Source organism: Nocardia sp. NPDC059195, assembly GCF_042754695.1.
In the GTDB taxonomy this organism is placed as follows: domain Bacteria; phylum Actinomycetota; class Actinomycetes; order Mycobacteriales; family Mycobacteriaceae; genus Nocardia.
The window spans coordinates 31,972-48,248 of the sequence record NZ_JBHZBG010000031.1; the positions used below are offsets into that span (position 1 = coordinate 31,972).

Consider the following 16,277-nt stretch of genomic DNA (forward strand, 5'->3'; position numbering starts at 1 on the left):
GTTTCATCGCGGCATCCTCGAAGGTTTCGGCGGTGCCAGGAGCCCGCGCAGTGATGATCCCGCGACAGCGACCGCCACTGTCGTCAGCACCAGCAATCCCGCTGGGAACACCAGCGTCCACCACCCACCCAGCAGTAGCGAAGTGCGCGCCTCCTCCAGCAGGGTGCCCAGGCTCGGTTCGTGTGGCGGCAACCCGAACCCGAGGAACGACAACGTCGACTCGTGCCAAATCGCGTGGGGCAGAAGCAGAACCACCGCGATCAGCGCCTGCGGAGCGACCGCGGGCAGCAGATGCCGGATCAGCAGGTGAGTACGGCTCGCGCCCGCGAGCACCGCCGCCGACACGTACTCGCGCTCGCGCAGACTCAAACTCTCCGCGCGCACGATCCGCGCCACCTGCACCCAGTGTGTGAGCCCGATCGACAACACCACCGCCACCGCGTTCCCCCGGAACAGCGCCACGATCACGATCCCGAGCAGCAGGTGCGGCAGCGCGTTCGCGGTATCGGCGAAACGCATGACCACCCGATCCACCCACCCGCCGGCCAGCGCGGACACGGCACCGACCAGCACCCCGATCACCGTCGACACCGCCGCCGCGCACGCGGCGACGATCAGCGAGGTCCGCAGTGCCGCCGCGATCCGCACGAACAGCGACCGCCCCGCCGAGTCGGTCCCGAACCACCACTGCCCCGACGGCGCCTGCCGCGCACTCGCGAAATCGGTCAGCCGATCGTCGACCCCGCCGACCCACGGCACGATCACCGCGTACAGCACCACCGCGACCAGCACCGATAGCGCGAGATACAGCCGTCGCTCGGCGGCCCCGCGTTTGCCGACGGACGAGACACCACCGCCAGGTAGATCCCGCCGCTGCTCAGGTGCTCCACGCTGCGTGAGAATCCGCCACCGCTCACCCATCGGCGCGCACCCGCGGATCGAGCAGCACCACCGCGACATCGGCGAGCAGCGACCCGAGCATCACCGCGCAGGTCGTGCCGACAGTGAGAACGGCCAGCAGCGCCATGTCCAGATCTTTCGCCGACCCGACGAACGCGCCCGCGATCCCCGGCCACGAGAAGATCTCCTCCACCAGCACCGCCCCGACCACGACCTCCGGTAGTCGCGCGCCGAGGATCGTCACGAACGGGGCCAGCGACGACGGCAGGATGTGCCTGCGCGTGATGGTCGCGGTATCGATGCCGCGCGTGGCCGCCCCGACCACGAAATCCTCACCGCGATTGCCCGACACCGATTCCCGCACGGCCAGCAGTAACCACGGCACCTGCGAGACCGCCAACGCGGCGGCGGGCAGCACGAGATGTCGCACCACCTGCCCGAATCCGACCTCGGCCCCGGCATCGGTGAGCCCCGCGGGCGGTAACCAGCCGAGTCCGACCGCGAACAGGGCGATCGCGGCGAGCGACACCACGAACGGCGGTAGCCCCTGCATCGCCACGCACGACGCGGTGACCAGCCGGTCGATCAACCCACCACGATGCATACCCGCCCAGACGCCCGCACCGAGCGCGACGACGATCGCCACGCTCATCGCGACGACGACCAGCAGCACCGTCCACGGAATCCGTTGGGCGAGCAGGGTGCTCACCGGCTGCGCGAACCCGCGCGAAATACCGAGATCGCCGCTGAACAGATCACCGATCCAGCGTCCGTACAGCTGGTACCACGATGCGTCGAGCCCGAGTTGATTCGTGAGCAGGAGCCGATCCGATGCGCTCGTCGTCTCATAGCGCGCGCCGAGATACCCGACCAGCGGATCGAACGGCGACACCGCCGCCGCGGCGAAAAGAGCGGCCGACACGGCGGCGAGCACCGGGATCAACGTCAGCAGGCGCCACCCGACCATCGCCCGCAGGCCGCGCCCGCGAAAGCGGCTGCGCGCCATCAACGGGTCCACGTCTGCAGCGACCACCACGGTCCCCAGGTGACACCGTGCGCGTGTGGCTCGAGTATCGGCCCCGACATCTTCCAGGAGGAATCCTTCACCACGTAGGTGTGATCGAGATGCACCAGGAACACGTGGCTCGGATCCTGGGCATACCGGCTCTGCACCTCCCGATACGCGGCGGCGCGCACGGTGGGATCGATACTGCGCCTGGCGGTTTCGAGCTGAGCGTCGATCGCGGGATCGGCGTGCCTGCTCGCATTGTCGTACGGGCTGCTCGCGCTCGGGTCGAGCAGTGGCGAGTGCAGGGTGTTGTAGGCCTGGGTGTCGGGATCGTAGGGCTCGCTACCGCCGCCGAGCAGAATTCCGGCGTGCGCGATGCGCGGCTCGATCCGATCCCAGGAGAGCGCTTCGAGATCGACCTCGATACCGACCCGTCGAGCATCGGAGGCGAAAGCCAGTGCGAGATCGCGGCGTACCGTGTCGGTCGAGTTGTACATCACGGTGAATCGCGCGCGCACACCATCTTTCGCGCGCACACCCTCGGCGCCGACCCGCCATCCCGCGGCATCGAGGATCTGCTCGGCGCGGGCTCGATCGAAGGCGAAAGAGACTGCAGGGTTGTGGGATTCACCGTAGACGTCGGCGAAAGGTGTGTAGGCCGGGCGGCCGTAGCCACCGAGAATATTGTCGATCATCGCCCGGCGGTCCACCGCGTGGTTCAGTGCCAGCCGGATAGCGGAGTCCCCGGCGACGGGATCACTCTCGGGCATAGACACACCGCGCCAGTCGGCGGATAGGTTGGCCTGCACCGGCATTCGCTGCTCGAAGGTGGCGGCCAGCAAGGGCGGCAGCGACGTGCCGTCGAGTTCGCCCGCGGCCATCCGCTGCGCGCGGGTGTTGTCGTCGGGCACGTAGAGCACCGTCAGCTTCTTCACTGAAGGTGCACCACCCCAATAGCTTTCGTTCGCCTCGAAGATCGCCCGAGTCGGCTCGAGTGCGGTGAGCCGATAGGGGCCGGTGCCGATCGGCGCGGTATTGAGCGGCGATTCGGTCGCGGGTCCTGGCGTCGCGACGGCTTCCGACGGAACGATCCCGATCAGCAGTTTGGTCGGGAACGCGGCATAGGGATGACGCAAGGTGAAACGCACCGTCAGCGGATCGACAGCATCGACTCGCTCGATCATCGAAAACGACGACCGCACCTCCGAGGCCGATGCCGGATCCAGAATCGCCCGATAGGTCGCCACCACATCGGCGGCATCGAACGCCGACCCGTCACTGAACCGCACCCCGGTGCGCAGCGGTGCCGTCCACACGGTCGCGTCGGCGTCGGGCCTCGGCAGTTCCGTTGCCAGGGCCGGGGCGAAGCCGGGTACGCCGGTGCCGCCGGTCAGCCGCAGCAATCCGTCATAGACCTTGGCCTCGCCTGCCGCGCCATAACCGGCGACGGGGTTGTATCCGCCCAGTTCATAGGCATCGGCGAGCACGAGCGAGTCGGTGGACCCGCTGTCGGGAGCGCCGCACGATGTCAGCACGACCGCCAGCGTGGCCCCCAGAGCGAACAGCGGCCGAGTGCGCATCCATCATCCCAACTCGTGTTTATCTGTACAGATGAACAGATAATAGTCGCGGACGGTGCCGTGCTGTCCACTCGGCGATTAAGCTGGGCACCGCCATGGGAGAGCCACGCACACTGCACGGGTCGCCGGTCGAACTCGGCCGTCGCGCGATCGGCGATGTCGAGATCCGGGAATGGGCGCAACGCTTCGACCTGCTGTCAGATCCAGGGCGCCTGGAAATCCTGCTGTGCCTGCACCGCTCACCCGGCATCAGCGTCGGCGAACTGGCCGCCGCGGTCGGCCGCAACGAGAACGCGATCTCCCAGGCTCTGCGCGTGCTGCGCCACGAGGGCTGCGTCACCTCGAGCCGCGAAGGCCGATCGGTCACCAACCGGCTCACCGACCCGATCATCCACGAAATTCTCCACACCATCGGCGCCAAGCACTGACGTCGAAATTCCACCAAGCCGACCGCAATCTGCACACCGGTCAGAACCCCGCCTCGGCCGGCCCACTGGTCGCGGCGGTGCTCGACCTTCTGTAAGTGCTCACGTGGCGGATCCGGGACGGACGATCATGAGCACGACCACGGCCGTCCACAGCAGGTTGTAGATTCCCGCGAGCATCGACAGCACGCGCAGGCGCTTGCCGTCGTCGGGCTCGTCGAGGGCCTCGCGCTGCAGCGGCACGATCTGTACGGCGAGCAGCCCACCCGCCACGGCGGTGGTCACCATCGCCGTGGTGATCCAGATTTCGTTCATCCGGCCCTGGATCGTGGCCAGCACGATGCCGATCACCGGCACGATGATCGCGAGTTTCGCGTAGTTCCCGGTGATCCGGTGCATGGCGACCGCGACCGGCCTGCTGCGCACCGACTCTGGATCGGGCCCACCGGCGACCGGCGCGTACCGGGGAAAAAGACTGGTGGCGACCGCTGAGCCGCCGACGAAGACGATGCCCGCGAGCACATGCACGGACAACAAGACGTGTTCCAACTACCGACTCCCTCCGACCTTCAATGTGATTGAAGCCTAGCTCGAGCTTCAGTCATATTGAAGGTTGGATTCGTCACGCTTGTGGACGAGGTGGGAATTCTCCGGCGAACGCGTCGACGATCGCCGTGCCGACCCGTCGCAGAATCGGATCCGCCTCCGCCCCGAACAGCTGAGTGTCCACTCGCGCCACTGCCTTTCGCGCCTCCGCGAGCAACTCCGCCCCCGCCTCGGTCAATTCGATCGCCGACGCCGACCCCGCCCGCGCCGTCCGATCCTGCACCAACCCCGCCCCGACAAGGCCTTTCACCGCGGCATGCACACTCTGCACACTCGTCCCCGACATCCGCGCCAACTCACTGAACGAGGCCCCCGGCACCCCATTGATATGCCCGAGCAACCCCAGCCGAGCCACCGTCAAATCCAGCTCCCCCAACTCCACCCCCAACGCCGCCTCCACCCGCCGTGACATCGTGATCACCACAATGCTCGGGCTCATCGCCGGCGGTCCAGGACGCTCGTTCTCGGTGGTCACCGCCCTATTTTCCCGCACGAGACCGCAACGGCCGCACTCCGGGAGGAGGGTATTCGCAACAGGGAAGCGATGTATTCACTGTGGACATCGAAACCACGCACGCTGACGTGGGTTTATGTCAACGATGATGTGTAAGGTTCGACCTTGACCATAGGAGACCTCTTGTCAGACTCGACGCCCACCGTCGCCGCCGCCGAGATCTCCCGGCTGGCCGGCGTCACCCGCGCGACCGTGAGCAATTGGCGCCGCCGGCACGCCGACTTCCCCGCGCCGGTGCCGGGGGGCTCCGAATCGCGCCCGCTGTTCGACCTCGCCGAGGTGCAGCAGTGGTTGCGCGGACATGGGGTCACCGCGGCGGATTCGCCGGTGCAGCGCCTGCGTACCGTGCTGCGCTCCGAGGTCGCACCCGGGGATATCGCGGGGCTGATGGCGTTCGTGGCAGACCCCACGAGTGGTGCGAAGGATGCCGCGCACGAGGCGGTGCGTGCCGCGATCGGCGACGTCGGCGTGCAGCAGACACTCGCCGTGCTGGCCGAACGTGGCCTCGACGGTCCGAGTACCGGCATCTACCCGACAGATCAACCTGTCGCCGCCTTGATGGCCGATGTACTCGCCGCGTCCGCGTCGCCCGCTCCGCGCTCGGTGCTCGACCCGGCCTGTGGAGGCGGCACCCTGTTGCTCGAGGCCGCCCGGATCGGCGCCGACCGGCTGGCGGGTCAGGACATACTGCCCGTGCAGGCGAGCCGCACCGCCGCGCTGCTCAGCACCCTGGCTCCCCGGGTCGAAGCGGATATCCGCACGGGTGATGCCTTGCTCGCCGACGCGTTCACCGATGTCGAGTTCGATGCGGTGCTATCGAATCCGCCCTATTCGCAACGTGATTGGAGCGCCGACGAACTCGCGCTCGATCCGCGCTGGGTGTACTCGGTGCCCCCGCGCAGCGAATCCGAACTCGCCTGGGTGCAGCACGCCATCGCCCATCTACACCCCGGCGGCACCGCTGTTCTGCTGCTCCCGCCTGCTGTCGCCGCCAGGTCTTCGGGTCGCCGGATCAGAATGGAACTGTTGCGGGCGGGCGCATTACGTGCCGTGATCGCCCTGCCGCCCGGCGCGTCGACTCCGCGACAGGTAGGGCTGCAACTGTGGGTACTCCGGCGTCCCGGCAAGGGGTATCCGACAGACACATTGTTGTTCGCCGACACGACCCGCTTACCCGATCATGGTGGAGACCAACCGGATTGGCAGGTCCTCGCCGAAACAGTCGTCAACGCGTGGCATGCCTTCGACAAGGGTGACGACGCGACCGTCCCCGATGTGACCGCCGTGGTCCGGGTCATGGACGTCCTCGACGACGACGTCGATCTCACGCCTGCCCGGCAGGTGCGCGCCGCCGTCGACCCCGACAGCGCCTCGGCTTCGGCCCGCGCCGCCATCGGTCAGCTCGGTGAGGACCTCACGCGACTGCATTCCACCGCTGATGCTGTCCGCGAATGGGATTCGGCACCGGGCACTGTGTGGCGGTATGTGGCGGTCGGCAACCTGATCGCGGGCAAAGCCGTGCGTATCGTCAGCGCCACGTCCGACGCCGTCGCCGACGGCGCCACTCCACGCCCGGTCCTCACCGGCCACGACCTCCTCGACAGCCGAGCCCCCTCCGGGCTCACCGCCCCCGGTGCGCCCGTCGGTGACCCGATCGAGGAGGGCGATGTCCTGGTCGCCCGCCTGCGCGACGACCACGGCGCCGCCCAGGGCACCCGCGTCGCCGAAGGCGCCGACATCGGTGCCGTCCCCGCCCCCGGTGTCCTCGTCTTTCGCGCCGACCCCACCCGCATAGACCCCTGGTTCTTCGCCGGGTTCATCGGCAGCCCCGACAACGCCGCTGCCATGTACGGCACGACGACCATCCGGCTGGACCCCGCCCGCCTCCGCATTCCCCTGCTCGCGCTCCCCGAGCAAAAGACCTACGGTGAAGCCTTCCGCCGCCTCCACCATCTGCGAGTAGCCGCCCACACCACCGCCACCGCCGCCCGCCGAGCCGCCGACCTCATCGCCACCGGCCTCACCGCAGGCGCCCTGGAACTCCACCCCGATCGAGTCGGGTGAACGGATTACCGTCCAACAGGGCGGCGGCATAACGACATTCGTGTGGCGACCAGCGTGACCTAAGCGGGAAGCGCGGGGAGGGTTCTCGCGTGGGTTATTTCGGGGGAGACCGTGATGATGTCGCACGCGGCGACGATGCGGTGGGGCAGGTCGGTGCCGAGGTGGGTGAGGCTGGGGGTGACGATCGCGGCGGCTTCGGTGGTGGTGACCACGTCGAGCAGGCGGCCGATCGGGTCGTCGGTGCGGTCACTGAAGACGACGGTCTTGGTGAAGCGGTAACCGAGGCGCTCGGCTAGGGAACGGATCTGCGTTTCGTCCCAGGACTGAGCGACACCTGAGATGTCGCGGCGCAGGTAACCGATCGCCGGTGGCTTCATGGGCATGACGGTACCGGCGGACCGTGTCGGGGTTGTGAACGCGAGCCGACGCGAGTCGAATTCGAAATCTGAACGAGATCTATTTCGGATTTGGATCCGCCGGGAACGAGGGCGTGATCTACTGCTCGCCACTCGGGCGAATCAGCGCCTCGACGACGTCGAGGGCGTCCGGCGTACTTGGAGATAGATGATGGTGGACAGAAGAGTGCAGCGTGTGGCCACGTTCGCGGCCGCGGCGGGGCTGGCGATGGCGGCGTTTCCCGGATCGGCCGTGGCCGCTCCGGGGGCAATCACCTGGGATGACGGCAGCAGTCGTTTCACCAGGACGGTGTCGAACACCAACCCGGTGGTCGGCGACACGGTGACCGTGACGACGAAGTTCGAGCGCACCGGCATTCCGGTGGAATACATCTACTCGATCAAGGACCTGCACCCGGCGTGCCTGACCCCGGTCGCGGGCTCGGCGAAGATGTCGGGTGATGTCGTGTCGATCGACACCTCGTCCTCGGACTGGATCCGTGCCGAGTTCGGCACCACCAAATACCCGGTGTACCCGAATATTTCGCCGAAATCCCAGACCTTCGAGATCCAGTACAAGGTCGGCGTGAACTGCGCCCGCGATACCCCGCTGCCGACGTCGATGCACTATGGCGGCTCGCTCGGCGACGGCACTTATCAGGGCAAGGGACCGGCCATCACGGTCTCGGGTGACGCCGTGTCCAGCACCACCATCACCGATGTGTCGGGTGCGCAGGTCGGCAAGGCCGTCACACTGGAGGCCAGCGTGACCCCGGCGGCCGCGGGCGGCACGGTCCAGTTCAAGGCGGGCGACAACGTGCTGGGCGACATCCCGGTCGGCGCGAACGGCAAGGCGAGCATCGTCTGGACGCCGGGCGCCCCAGGGGCCTACAGCATCGGCGCGGCCTTCTCCGGGCGCAGCGGTGTGGCGAGTTCGTCGAGCACCAAGACCGTCACCGTGGCCGAAGTGCCGACCGACGGTGGCGGTGGTGGCGGGGGCGTCGATACCGGGTCGTTCAGCTTCTAAAGAGTTGCCCCGGCACGGAAACGGTTGCTACCAAGCATCATTGGAGATGAGCGCGGTCAGCAGCGTGCGAATCGCGGCGACCCGCCGTTCCGTGCCGGGCAGCTGATCGAGCGCGCATTCCGGATCGGCGGGTGGGCCGAGATGGGTGCAGCCGCGCGGACAGTCCTCGATGGCACCCGCGAGGTCGGTGAACGAGGCGATCACATCGTCGGGGGTGATGTGGGCAAGGCCGAACGAGCGCACGCCGGGAGTGTCGATCACCCAGCCGCCGTCGGGCAGCGGCAAGGCCACCGACTGGGTGGAGGTGTGCTTGCCCTTGCCGACCCCGGACACCTCGCCGACCGCCCGATAGGCATCGGGCACAAGACGATTCACCATTGTCGACTTGCCGACACCGGAGTGTCCGATCAGCGCGGTGAGCCTGTTGTTCAGGTGCTCGAGCACCGGCTCCATCGGGTCGTCGATGCCGGCGTAGAGGATCTCGAGGTCGAGACCGTCGAAGGCGGAGGCGAATTCGGATTCCGCGACCAGATCGCGCTTGGTCAGCACCAGAATCGGTTCCAGCCCACCGGCATACGCGGCCACCATCGCCCGCTCGACGAAACCGGTACGCGGCGGCGGATCGGCCAGCGCGACAACGATGAACAGCTGCTGGGCATTGGCGACGACGATGCGCTCGAACGGATCGGTGTCGTCGGCGGTGCGGCGCAATACGGTGCTGCGGTTGCTCACCCGCACGATGCGGGCCAGGCTGTCGGGCCTGCCGGTGAGGTCGCCGACCACGTCGACCTGATCACCGACGACGATCGGGGTGCGGCCCAGCTCGCGGGCGCGCATGGCGACGATGCGCCGGTCGGCATCGCCGTCGAGCACACACCCCCAGCGGCCGCGGTCGACGGCCACCACCATGGCAGCCTCGGCGTCGGAGTGCTGCGGCCGGGTCTTGGTGCGGGGACGCGACGACGCCTTACCCGGGCGCACCCGGACATCGGATTCGTCGTAGCTGGCTGAGGATCGCCCCTGGCGGCTCAGCGCGCCACTCCCTCGCCGGATAACGCGGGTGCCAGCATCTGTTCCCACAGCGCGACGAAGGTCGGCAGGGTCTTGGCGGTGGTGCCGATGTCCTCGATCTCCACGCCGGGCACGCGCAGCCCGAGAATCGCACCGGCGGTGGCCATTCGGTGATCGGCGTAGGAGTGCCACTGACCGCCGTGCAGCGGGGCAGGCACGATCTCGAGGCCGTCCTCGGTCTCGGTGACATTGCCGCCGAGACGGTTGATCTCGGTGGAAAGTGCTGCGAGACGGTCTGTTTCGTGTCCACGCAGGTGGGCGATGCCACGCAGTCGCGAGGGTGAATCGGCCAGTGCGGCCAGCGCGGCGACGGTGGGGGTGAGTTCGCCGACGTCGTGCAGGTCGATGTCGATGCCCGCCAGGCGTTCTGGGCCTGCCACGGTGAGGATGCCGTCGAAGATGCGGGCTTCGGCGCCCATCCGGACGAGGATCTCGCGGATCACGTCACCGGGCTGGGTGGTGCCGCGCGGCCACATCGGGATGCTCACCTCGCCGCCGGTTACCGCGGCCGCGGCGAGGAACGGGGTGGCGTTGGACAGATCGGGTTCGATGTCCCAATCGACCGCGCGGATCGGTCCGGGTGCCACGGTCCAGGTCTGGGCGTTGCCGGAATCGGCGGGGGTCTGCACGGCCACATCGGCGCGACGCAGCATTTCGACGGTCATCTCGATGTGCGGCATGGACGGCAGCGCCTTGCCGTCGTGGTGGACGGTGATGCCCTCGTCGAAGCGGGCGGCCGAGAGCAGCAGGCCCGAAACGAACTGCGAGGAACCCGAGGCGTCGATGGTGACGGTGCCGCCGCGCAGGGCGCCGGTGCCGTGCACGACGAACGGCAGCGCGTCACCGTCGACATCGAGACCGAGCTTGCGCAAGGCGTCGAGGATGGTGGTGAGCGGGCGCAGCTTCGCCTGCTCGTCGCCGAAGAACGCGACATCGCCGGTGGCCAGTGCGGCGGCGGGCGGCAGGAATCGCATGATGGTGCCCGCGAGGCCGCAGTCGACCGCGGCGCTGCGTAGGGGAGCCGGGGTGATGTCGAGGGTCTCGGCGTCGCCGGTGATCTCGGTGCCGAGGGCGCGCAGGGCTCCGATCATCAGGTCGGTGTCGCGGCTGCGCAGGGCACCGGTGAGCGTGGACGGCCCATCGGCCAGTGCGGCCAGGATGAGCGCGCGGTTGGTGATGGACTTCGATCCGGGCAGGGTCACGGTCGCGTGGACGGGGACCTCGATATGGGGCGCAGGCCAGAAACTCACGCCCCCATCTTCGCTTATGTGCGGTTCGGACGCACCGGTGGTGCGCGTTTCGGCGTGGGGTGGTGTCGTCGGCAGGGTCTTCTGTCGGTCCCCGCGCGTATCTTGACCTTTATGTGTGGACGATATGCGACGACCACGAATCCGGGCCGGTTGGCGGCTGAATTGGACGCTGTCGACGAGACGGCGCTCGACGGGCCGGACGCCGCCGTCAGCTACAACGTCGCGCCGACCACCCAGGTGCTCACCGTGGTGGAGCGGCACGCGCACGGTGAACCCGACGACGATCCGCGTCTGCGGATCCGGCGCATGCGCTGGGGCCTGATCCCGCACTGGACCAAGGCGGCCGAGCCCGGCGTGCCCGCCAAGGGGAAACCGCTGTTCAACGCGCGTGCCGACAAGGCGAGCACCGCGCCGTCGTTCCGCGATGCCGTCAAACACAAGCGCTGTCTGGTGCCGATGGACGGCTGGTACGAGTGGCTGGTCGAGCCCGCGCCGACCGGCAAGGGCAAGGCGGTGAAGCGGCCCTTCTATATGTCGCACAGCGTCGGTTCCCTGCTCTATATGGCCGGACTGTGGTCGGTCTGGCGTGATCGCGGCCAACCCGATTCCGAGCCACTCATGTCGTGCACGATCCTGACCACCGACGCGAGCGGCGAGCTGGCCGACATCCACGACCGGATGCCGTTGCCGATGCCGCGGGAACACTGGGACGCGTGGTTGGACCCGGACCACCCGGCGCCCGCTGAATTGCTGATGCCGCCCTCGCAGGCGGAGCTGGCGACGATCGTGGCGCGCCCGGTGTCCACCCTGGTGAACAACGTGCGCAACAACGGCCCAGAACTGCTCCTGCTCGACGCGAACCACAACGACGAGGCCGGGCAGACCACATTGCTGTGATCATGCCCGGCCTCGGGTACCGGCTTCAGAGCGAGCAGGGCACCGAATCGGTGGCGATGTTCAACCCACACTTGATGATTCCGGTGACCAGATCGATGACCTCGGTGGCGACCCCGCCGCCGAGCTTCTCCGCCTTATCGGAGCTCTGATCGGTTCCCGGCGTGGTTCCCGGCGAACTCCTCGGAGTGGCCCCTTGGCCGTTGAGCGGATAGTCGCCGGGTTCGGCCTGCGATGGCGGGACCACCTGTGGAGCCGCGGTGGCAGGGGCTAAGGCGGCAGCGCCGAAGGTGATCAACAAGGCACCGGACAGGGCGGCGATCGTCGAACGAGCGGACATTTTCGCATCACATCCTCTGGTCGAATCGAATCGGTCGTACCGGGCGCAGAATGCACCGAAGTGAATTCGGAGCCAGAAGCCGATCGGATTGCCTCAGCTGGTGATCGGAGCCGTGACGGCCGCGCAGGCGCGCACCAGGTCCGCGGGCGCCAACTCGATCTCGAGACCGCGTTTACCCGCGCTGCACAGCACCCGATCCCAGTCGAGCGCGGAGGCGTCGACAACAGTGGGCAACTTCTTGCGCTGACCCAGCGGCGAAACCCCGCCGAGCACATAGCCGGTGGTGCGCTCGGCCTTGGTCTTGTCGGCCATACTCGCCTTCGACGCGCCGAGAGCGGCGGCCGCCGCCTTCAACGACAACCGCGCGGGCACCGGCACCACGGCGACCGCCAGCGCACCGGATGAGAGTTCGATCACCAGCGTCTTGAAGATCTGCGCGGCGTGCACGCCCAGCTCGTCGCCGAGTGCGTCGACGGCCTCGTCGCCATAGGACTCCGCCCGCGGATCGTGGGAATAGGAGTGCACCCGGTGCGCGATACCGCGCAGCGCCTTGATCGCGGGAGTCGACATAGCGGTCACCCTAATCGCCGACCACACCCACTCGGCAACCACATTTCTCCCGGTATGGGAACACGAATGCGGGGGTGCATGTTGCACACAAGTGACAAGCCCACGCGGTCCGGGAAGACGTGAAGGAGAGATAGTGACACTGCTGCTCGAGGAGCGTCCTCTCCTGCCACAGGGTGCGCGATTGCCGATCGATTCCGTTGTGCCGGTAGATTCGGCTACTACGGCGATCGAAGGGATTGGTGTGACGAGCGACGACGACGTGGTGCCAGGCGGGTCCGGCGCGGAAGTCGACGAAGCCGAGCTGGCGGCCCGGTTCGAGCGCGATGCGCTCCCGATGATCGATCAGCTCTACGGCGCCGCCCTGCGGATGACCAGGAACCCGGCCGATGCCGAGGACCTGGTGCAGGAGACGTTCGTGAAGGCGTTCCAGGGGTTCAAGTCGTTCCGGGAGGGCACCAACCTGCGTGCCTGGCTGTACCGGATCCTGACCAACACCTATATCAACTCCTACCGCAAGAAGCAGCGTCAGCCCGCGCAGTACCCGACCGACGAGATCACCGACTGGCAGCTGGCGGCCACCGCCGAGCACTCCTCGGTGGGCCTGCGCTCGGCCGAGGTGGAGGCGCTGGACGCGCTGCCCGACGACCAGATCAAGTCCGCGCTGCAGCAGCTACCGGAGGAATTCCGGATGGCGGTGTACTACGCCGATGTCGAGGGCTTCCCGTACAAGGAAATCGCCGACATCATGGGCACCCCCATCGGTACCGTGATGTCTCGGCTGCACCGCGGACGCAAGCAGCTCAAGGGCCTGCTCGCCGACGTGGCGCGCGAACGTGGATTCGACCGTGGGGAACGCCAGGAGGTAGTCAAGTGAGTGACGATCCCGATCTCGACATGGACTGCACCGCGGTCCTCGCGGATGTGTGGCTCATGCTCGACAACGAGTGCGACAACGCCACTCGGGAGCGCCTGCAGGAGCACATGGACCACTGCAGCCCGTGCATCGAGGCCTACGGCATCGAGGAGAAGATCAAGGGTCTGCTCAGTCGCAAATGCGGTGGTGAGCACGCTCCCGACGGTCTGCGCGAGCGCCTGAAGCTGGAGATCCACCGGACGATCACGGTTGCCAGGATCGAGAACACCGAGGGCTGATCAGCCCCGAGACGACAACAGCACGCTCTCCTCGAGAGCGTGCTGTTGTCGTCTGTGCGCAGCGGCACGACTCAAGCGTTAGGACGCTTGCCGTGGTTTGCGGCGTTGCCCTTGCGGCTGCGCTTCTTACGTCCACGCTTACCCATGGGAGCTCCCTTCTCTGTCTGGTCGAGAGCCATTGTTTCACGTGTGGTTGGCTGTACCTTCGGCGGATACCGGCCACCGTCGCATCGCGGTGGCCGCATGACTATGAACGGGGTGCCATGCCTGAAGAAGTGCGCGCGGAGATGGTTTCGACCGTGCTCGCTGTCGAGGTCACCGTGGGCGAGCACGTCCAGGTCGACCAGACACTGGTGCTGCTCGAATCGATGAAGATGGAGATCCCGGTGCTCACCGAGGTCGAGGGCGAGGTCACCTCGGTCGACGTCGCGCCGGGCCAGGTTTTACAGGCGGGCGACCTCATCGCCACCATCGCGTAAGTCACACGACAACGAAGCGGTAGATCCAGCGTGGCAACACTGAGCGAGCTCCTGGCCGAACACACCGACCTTCCCGGCATCGCCGTGGACCATCTGCAACGGGTGGTGGGCGATTGGCAGTTGCTCGCCGACCTCTCGTTCTCCGATCTGCTGCTGTGGGTGGGCGCCGGCCCGGTCGTCGACGGATCCGATGTGGTGTGTGTCGCCCAGATCCGGCCGACGACCGCGCCGACCGTGCATCTCGAGGACAAGGTCGACACCACCGCATCGCGCGCCGATTTCCCGCAGGTCTTCGATGCCCTGCTGAGCGGAAACACCGTGCGCACCGACACCGAGGTCGAGGTGAGCGGGGTCTATCACCCGAGCCCGGTACACGCGGTGCGCGAGGCGATTCCGGTGCGTTGCGGCGACGACGTGATCGCCGTGCTGAGCCGGGATTCGGACTTGGCACGCGCGCGCGTGCGCAGCATGCTCGAAACGGCCTATGTGGCCTGCGCCGACGATCTGTGCCAGATGATCGCCGACGGCAGTTTCCCGACGCCCGAAGATCGGGCGGCGACGCACTCCAGCCCGCGCGCGGGCGACGGTTTCATCCGCCTCGACACCGAGGGCATCGTCGTCTACGCGAGCCCGAACGCGCTCTCGGCTTATCACCGGATGGGGATGCAGGCCGATCTTGTCGGTCAGGATCTCGCGGTGACCACCCGTTCCCTGATCACCGATCCGTTCGACGCGCAGGAAGTGGTTGCCGATATCCAGGCCGCACTCGCCGGGCGCACCGGGCGCCGGATGGAGGTCGAGGCACGCGGGGCGACCGTGCTGTTGCGCACGCTGGTGCTGCGTCCAGGAGGGGAACTCGCTGGGCCCGCCGTGCTGGTGCGCGACGTCACCGAGGTGAAGCGGCGTGATCGCGCGTTGCTGAGCAAGGACGCCACGATCCGCGAGATCCACCACCGGGTGAAGAACAATCTGCAGACCGTGGCGGCCCTGCTGCGGCTACAGGCCCGCCGCACCGAAAACCCGGAAGCCCAAGTGGCACTGACGGAATCGGTGCGCCGGGTCACCTCCATCGCCTCGGTGCACGAGATGCTGTCGATGTCGGTGGACGAGGAAGTCGACCTCGACGAGGTGATCGACCGGCTGCTGCCGATCATGGCGGATGTGGCGACGGTGCACACCGCGCGGATCAAGGTGCGCCGGGCGGGCTCGCTCGGGGTTTTCTCCGCGGAACGGGCGACACCGCTGGTGATGGTCTTGACGGAACTGGTGCAGAACGCGATCGAGCACGCCTTCGACGCGGGGGAGAACGGTACCGTGACGATTCGCTCGGAACGATCGGCGCGCTGGCTCGACGTGATCATCTCCGACGACGGCCGTGGGCTGCCGTCAGGGTTCAGTCTGGAAGGTTCCGACCGGTTGGGATTGCAGATCGTGCGCACCCTGGTGACTTCGGAACTCGGCGGCTCGATCGGTTTGCATCCCGGTGCCGATGTGGGCACCGACGCGGTGTTGCGGGTTCCGCTCGGTCGTCGTTCCGGGCGCTGAGAAACAATAAACCCGGCACCGTAAGGTGCCGGGTTCTCACACATGCGTTACCGGGCCGGGGCTGGTAGGCCCGGCAACGCCAGGTCCGTCGACTTAGACGGAGGTACGCGTACGGGTGCGCGCGTTGCGCCGCTTGAGCGCGCGACGCTCGTCTTCGCTCATTCCACCCCACACGCCGGCATCCTGTCCGGACTTCAGGGCCCATGACAGGCAATCGGCCGTGACGGGGCAGCGGGCGCAGACCAGCTTGGCATCGGCAATCTGCGCGAGCGCAGGACCACTGTTACCCACCGGGAAGAACAGTTCGGGGTCCTCATCGCGACAGATGGCCTTGTGGCGCCAGTCCATTCCTCTGCTCCTTTGCGAGGGCGCCACAAAGGGCGCCTGTAGTTAGTGGATCGTTCACTTGTGCGACTCGAATGTTTCCGCACGGTTGCTTGTGAATGCTTTCACGAT

20 protein-coding genes are annotated in these 16,277 nt (G+C 67.4%); 8 read left to right on the forward strand and 12 right to left on the reverse strand.

Going from position 1 to position 16,277, the window contains the following annotated elements:
* Nucleotides 1-3 precede the first annotated feature (3 nt).
* From ACFXKN_RS28285 to ACFXKN_RS28295, 3 genes are read right to left on the reverse strand one after another with little or no spacing between them, the layout of a single operon-like run.
* Nucleotides 4-921 carry an ABC transporter permease gene (locus ACFXKN_RS28285; protein ID WP_378940343.1) on the reverse strand — a complete coding sequence of 306 codons (918 nt, stop codon included), beginning with the start codon at nt 919-921 and terminating at the stop codon, nt 4-6.
* On the reverse strand, nt 914-1,906 hold the full coding sequence (locus tag ACFXKN_RS28290; protein WP_378942970.1) for an ABC transporter permease: 993 nt from the start codon (nt 1,904-1,906) through the stop codon (nt 914-916). The genes ACFXKN_RS28285 and ACFXKN_RS28290 overlap by 8 nt, the downstream gene beginning before the upstream one ends.
* The gene (locus tag ACFXKN_RS28295; RefSeq protein ID WP_378940341.1) at nt 1,906-3,489 is read right to left on the reverse strand and encodes an ABC transporter substrate-binding protein; all 1,584 of its coding nucleotides are present in this window, start codon (nt 3,487-3,489) and stop codon (nt 1,906-1,908) included. Before ACFXKN_RS28295 ends, ACFXKN_RS28290 begins: the two co-directional genes overlap by 1 nt.
* A 95-nt stretch (nt 3,490-3,584) precedes the next feature.
* Between ACFXKN_RS28295 and ACFXKN_RS28300 the strand changes: the two genes are divergently transcribed.
* The gene (locus ACFXKN_RS28300) at nt 3,585-3,917 is read left to right on the forward strand and encodes an ArsR/SmtB family transcription factor (protein WP_378632642.1); all 333 of its coding nucleotides are present in this window, start codon (nt 3,585-3,587) and stop codon (nt 3,915-3,917) included.
* 99 nt (nt 3,918-4,016) lie between these two features.
* Here ACFXKN_RS28300 and ACFXKN_RS28305 read toward each other — a convergent pair whose 3' ends face one another.
* Together ACFXKN_RS28305 and ACFXKN_RS28310 are read right to left on the reverse strand one after the other, a co-directional pair.
* Nucleotides 4,017-4,463: a hypothetical protein gene (locus tag ACFXKN_RS28305; RefSeq protein WP_378940339.1), complete on the reverse strand. Its 447-nt coding sequence runs from the start codon at nt 4,461-4,463 to the stop codon at nt 4,017-4,019.
* A gap of 73 nt (nt 4,464-4,536) precedes the next feature.
* Nucleotides 4,537-4,995 carry a MarR family winged helix-turn-helix transcriptional regulator gene (locus ACFXKN_RS28310; RefSeq protein ID WP_378940337.1) on the reverse strand — a complete coding sequence of 153 codons (459 nt, stop codon included), beginning with the start codon at nt 4,993-4,995 and terminating at the stop codon, nt 4,537-4,539.
* A 162-nt stretch (nt 4,996-5,157) separates the two neighbouring features.
* Here ACFXKN_RS28310 and ACFXKN_RS28315 point away from each other — a divergent pair, with 162 nt between their 5' ends.
* Complete coding sequence (locus ACFXKN_RS28315) at nt 5,158-7,098, forward strand: N-6 DNA methylase (protein WP_379434160.1); 1,941 nt, start codon at nt 5,158-5,160, stop codon at nt 7,096-7,098.
* A gap of 59 nt (nt 7,099-7,157) precedes the next feature.
* Here the strand turns inward: ACFXKN_RS28315 and ACFXKN_RS28320 are convergent, their stop codons facing one another.
* Nucleotides 7,158-7,475 (reverse strand): hypothetical protein, encoded by a 318-nt coding sequence (locus ACFXKN_RS28320; RefSeq protein ID WP_378916707.1) that lies wholly within the window; start codon nt 7,473-7,475, stop codon nt 7,158-7,160.
* 214 nt (nt 7,476-7,689) lie between these two features.
* Between ACFXKN_RS28320 and ACFXKN_RS28325 the strand changes: the two genes are divergently transcribed.
* Nucleotides 7,690-8,520, forward strand: coding sequence for an Ig-like domain-containing protein (locus ACFXKN_RS28325; RefSeq protein ID WP_379434161.1), 831 nt, complete (start codon nt 7,690-7,692; stop codon nt 8,518-8,520).
* A 27-nt stretch (nt 8,521-8,547) separates the two neighbouring features.
* On the opposite strand, the gene rsgA is transcribed toward ACFXKN_RS28325, so the two are convergent.
* Nucleotides 8,548-9,573: a ribosome small subunit-dependent GTPase A gene (gene rsgA / locus ACFXKN_RS28330; protein ID WP_379434174.1), complete on the reverse strand. Its 1,026-nt coding sequence runs from the start codon at nt 9,571-9,573 to the stop codon at nt 8,548-8,550.
* Nucleotides 9,549-10,841: a 3-phosphoshikimate 1-carboxyvinyltransferase gene (gene aroA / locus ACFXKN_RS28335; RefSeq protein WP_378940328.1), complete on the reverse strand. Its 1,293-nt coding sequence runs from the start codon at nt 10,839-10,841 to the stop codon at nt 9,549-9,551. Before aroA ends, rsgA begins: the two co-directional genes overlap by 25 nt.
* Nucleotides 10,842-10,952: 111 nt before the next feature.
* Between aroA and ACFXKN_RS28340 the strand changes: the two genes are divergently transcribed.
* Nucleotides 10,953-11,738, forward strand: a complete 786-nt coding sequence (locus tag ACFXKN_RS28340; protein WP_379434162.1) for an SOS response-associated peptidase — start codon at nt 10,953-10,955, stop codon at nt 11,736-11,738.
* A 25-nt stretch (nt 11,739-11,763) separates the two neighbouring features.
* Here ACFXKN_RS28340 and ACFXKN_RS28345 read toward each other — a convergent pair whose 3' ends face one another.
* Nucleotides 11,764-12,075: a hypothetical protein gene (locus ACFXKN_RS28345; RefSeq protein ID WP_378940324.1), complete on the reverse strand. Its 312-nt coding sequence runs from the start codon at nt 12,073-12,075 to the stop codon at nt 11,764-11,766.
* Nucleotides 12,076-12,168: 93 nt separating this feature from the next.
* A complete protein-coding gene (gene ybaK / locus ACFXKN_RS28350) occupies nt 12,169-12,645 on the reverse strand; it encodes a Cys-tRNA(Pro) deacylase (protein ID WP_378916694.1) in 477 nt (158 codons plus the stop codon).
* 163 nt (nt 12,646-12,808) lie between these two features.
* On the opposite strand from ybaK, the gene ACFXKN_RS28355 reads away from it, so the two are divergent.
* Together ACFXKN_RS28355 and rsrA are read left to right on the forward strand one after the other, a co-directional pair.
* Nucleotides 12,809-13,519: a sigma-70 family RNA polymerase sigma factor gene (locus ACFXKN_RS28355; protein WP_378942958.1), complete on the forward strand. Its 711-nt coding sequence runs from the start codon at nt 12,809-12,811 to the stop codon at nt 13,517-13,519.
* Between the two features lie 20 nt (nt 13,520-13,539).
* Nucleotides 13,540-13,797: a mycothiol system anti-sigma-R factor gene (gene rsrA / locus ACFXKN_RS28360; protein ID WP_378942953.1), complete on the forward strand. Its 258-nt coding sequence runs from the start codon at nt 13,540-13,542 to the stop codon at nt 13,795-13,797.
* 71 nt (nt 13,798-13,868) lie between these two features.
* Here rsrA and ACFXKN_RS28365 read toward each other — a convergent pair whose 3' ends face one another.
* Nucleotides 13,869-13,943, reverse strand: coding sequence for a 50S ribosomal protein bL37 (locus ACFXKN_RS28365; protein WP_022597109.1), 75 nt, complete (start codon nt 13,941-13,943; stop codon nt 13,869-13,871).
* 117 nt (nt 13,944-14,060) lie between these two features.
* On the opposite strand from ACFXKN_RS28365, the gene ACFXKN_RS28370 reads away from it, so the two are divergent.
* Nucleotides 14,061-14,276 carry a biotin/lipoyl-binding carrier protein gene (locus ACFXKN_RS28370; RefSeq protein ID WP_378940322.1) on the forward strand — a complete coding sequence of 72 codons (216 nt, stop codon included), beginning with the start codon at nt 14,061-14,063 and terminating at the stop codon, nt 14,274-14,276.
* Between the two features lie 30 nt (nt 14,277-14,306).
* Nucleotides 14,307-15,821, forward strand: coding sequence for a sensor histidine kinase (locus ACFXKN_RS28375; protein WP_378940320.1), 1,515 nt, complete (start codon nt 14,307-14,309; stop codon nt 15,819-15,821).
* 93 nt (nt 15,822-15,914) lie between these two features.
* On the opposite strand, the gene ACFXKN_RS28380 is transcribed toward ACFXKN_RS28375, so the two are convergent.
* Complete coding sequence (locus ACFXKN_RS28380; RefSeq protein WP_022567051.1) at nt 15,915-16,169, reverse strand: WhiB family transcriptional regulator; 255 nt, start codon at nt 16,167-16,169, stop codon at nt 15,915-15,917.
* Nucleotides 16,170-16,277 lie beyond the last annotated feature (108 nt).

What these genes read in the sequence shown, in the direction of transcription:
- ACFXKN_RS28285 (WP_378940343.1), bottom strand. Translation starts at nt 921, where the DNA reads ATGGGTGAGCGGTGGCGGATTCTCACGCAGCGTGGAGCACCTGAGCAG.
- ACFXKN_RS28290 (WP_378942970.1), bottom strand. Translation starts at nt 1,906, where the DNA reads ATGGCGCGCAGCCGCTTTCGCGGGCGCGGCCTGCGGGCGATGGTCGGG.
- ACFXKN_RS28295 (WP_378940341.1), bottom strand. Translation starts at nt 3,489, where the DNA reads ATGCGCACTCGGCCGCTGTTCGCTCTGGGGGCCACGCTGGCGGTCGTG.
- ACFXKN_RS28300 (WP_378632642.1), top strand. Translation starts at nt 3,585, where the DNA reads ATGGGAGAGCCACGCACACTGCACGGGTCGCCGGTCGAACTCGGCCGT.
- ACFXKN_RS28320 (WP_378916707.1), bottom strand. Translation starts at nt 7,475, where the DNA reads ATGAAGCCACCGGCGATCGGTTACCTGCGCCGCGACATCTCAGGTGTC.
- ACFXKN_RS28340 (WP_379434162.1), top strand. Translation starts at nt 10,953, where the DNA reads ATGTGTGGACGATATGCGACGACCACGAATCCGGGCCGGTTGGCGGCT.
- ACFXKN_RS28345 (WP_378940324.1), bottom strand. Translation starts at nt 12,075, where the DNA reads ATGTCCGCTCGTTCGACGATCGCCGCCCTGTCCGGTGCCTTGTTGATC.
- ybaK (WP_378916694.1), bottom strand. Translation starts at nt 12,645, where the DNA reads ATGTCGACTCCCGCGATCAAGGCGCTGCGCGGTATCGCGCACCGGGTG.
- rsrA (WP_378942953.1), top strand. Translation starts at nt 13,540, where the DNA reads ATGGACTGCACCGCGGTCCTCGCGGATGTGTGGCTCATGCTCGACAAC.
- ACFXKN_RS28370 (WP_378940322.1), top strand. Translation starts at nt 14,061, where the DNA reads ATGCCTGAAGAAGTGCGCGCGGAGATGGTTTCGACCGTGCTCGCTGTC.
- ACFXKN_RS28380 (WP_022567051.1), bottom strand. Translation starts at nt 16,169, where the DNA reads ATGGACTGGCGCCACAAGGCCATCTGTCGCGATGAGGACCCCGAACTG.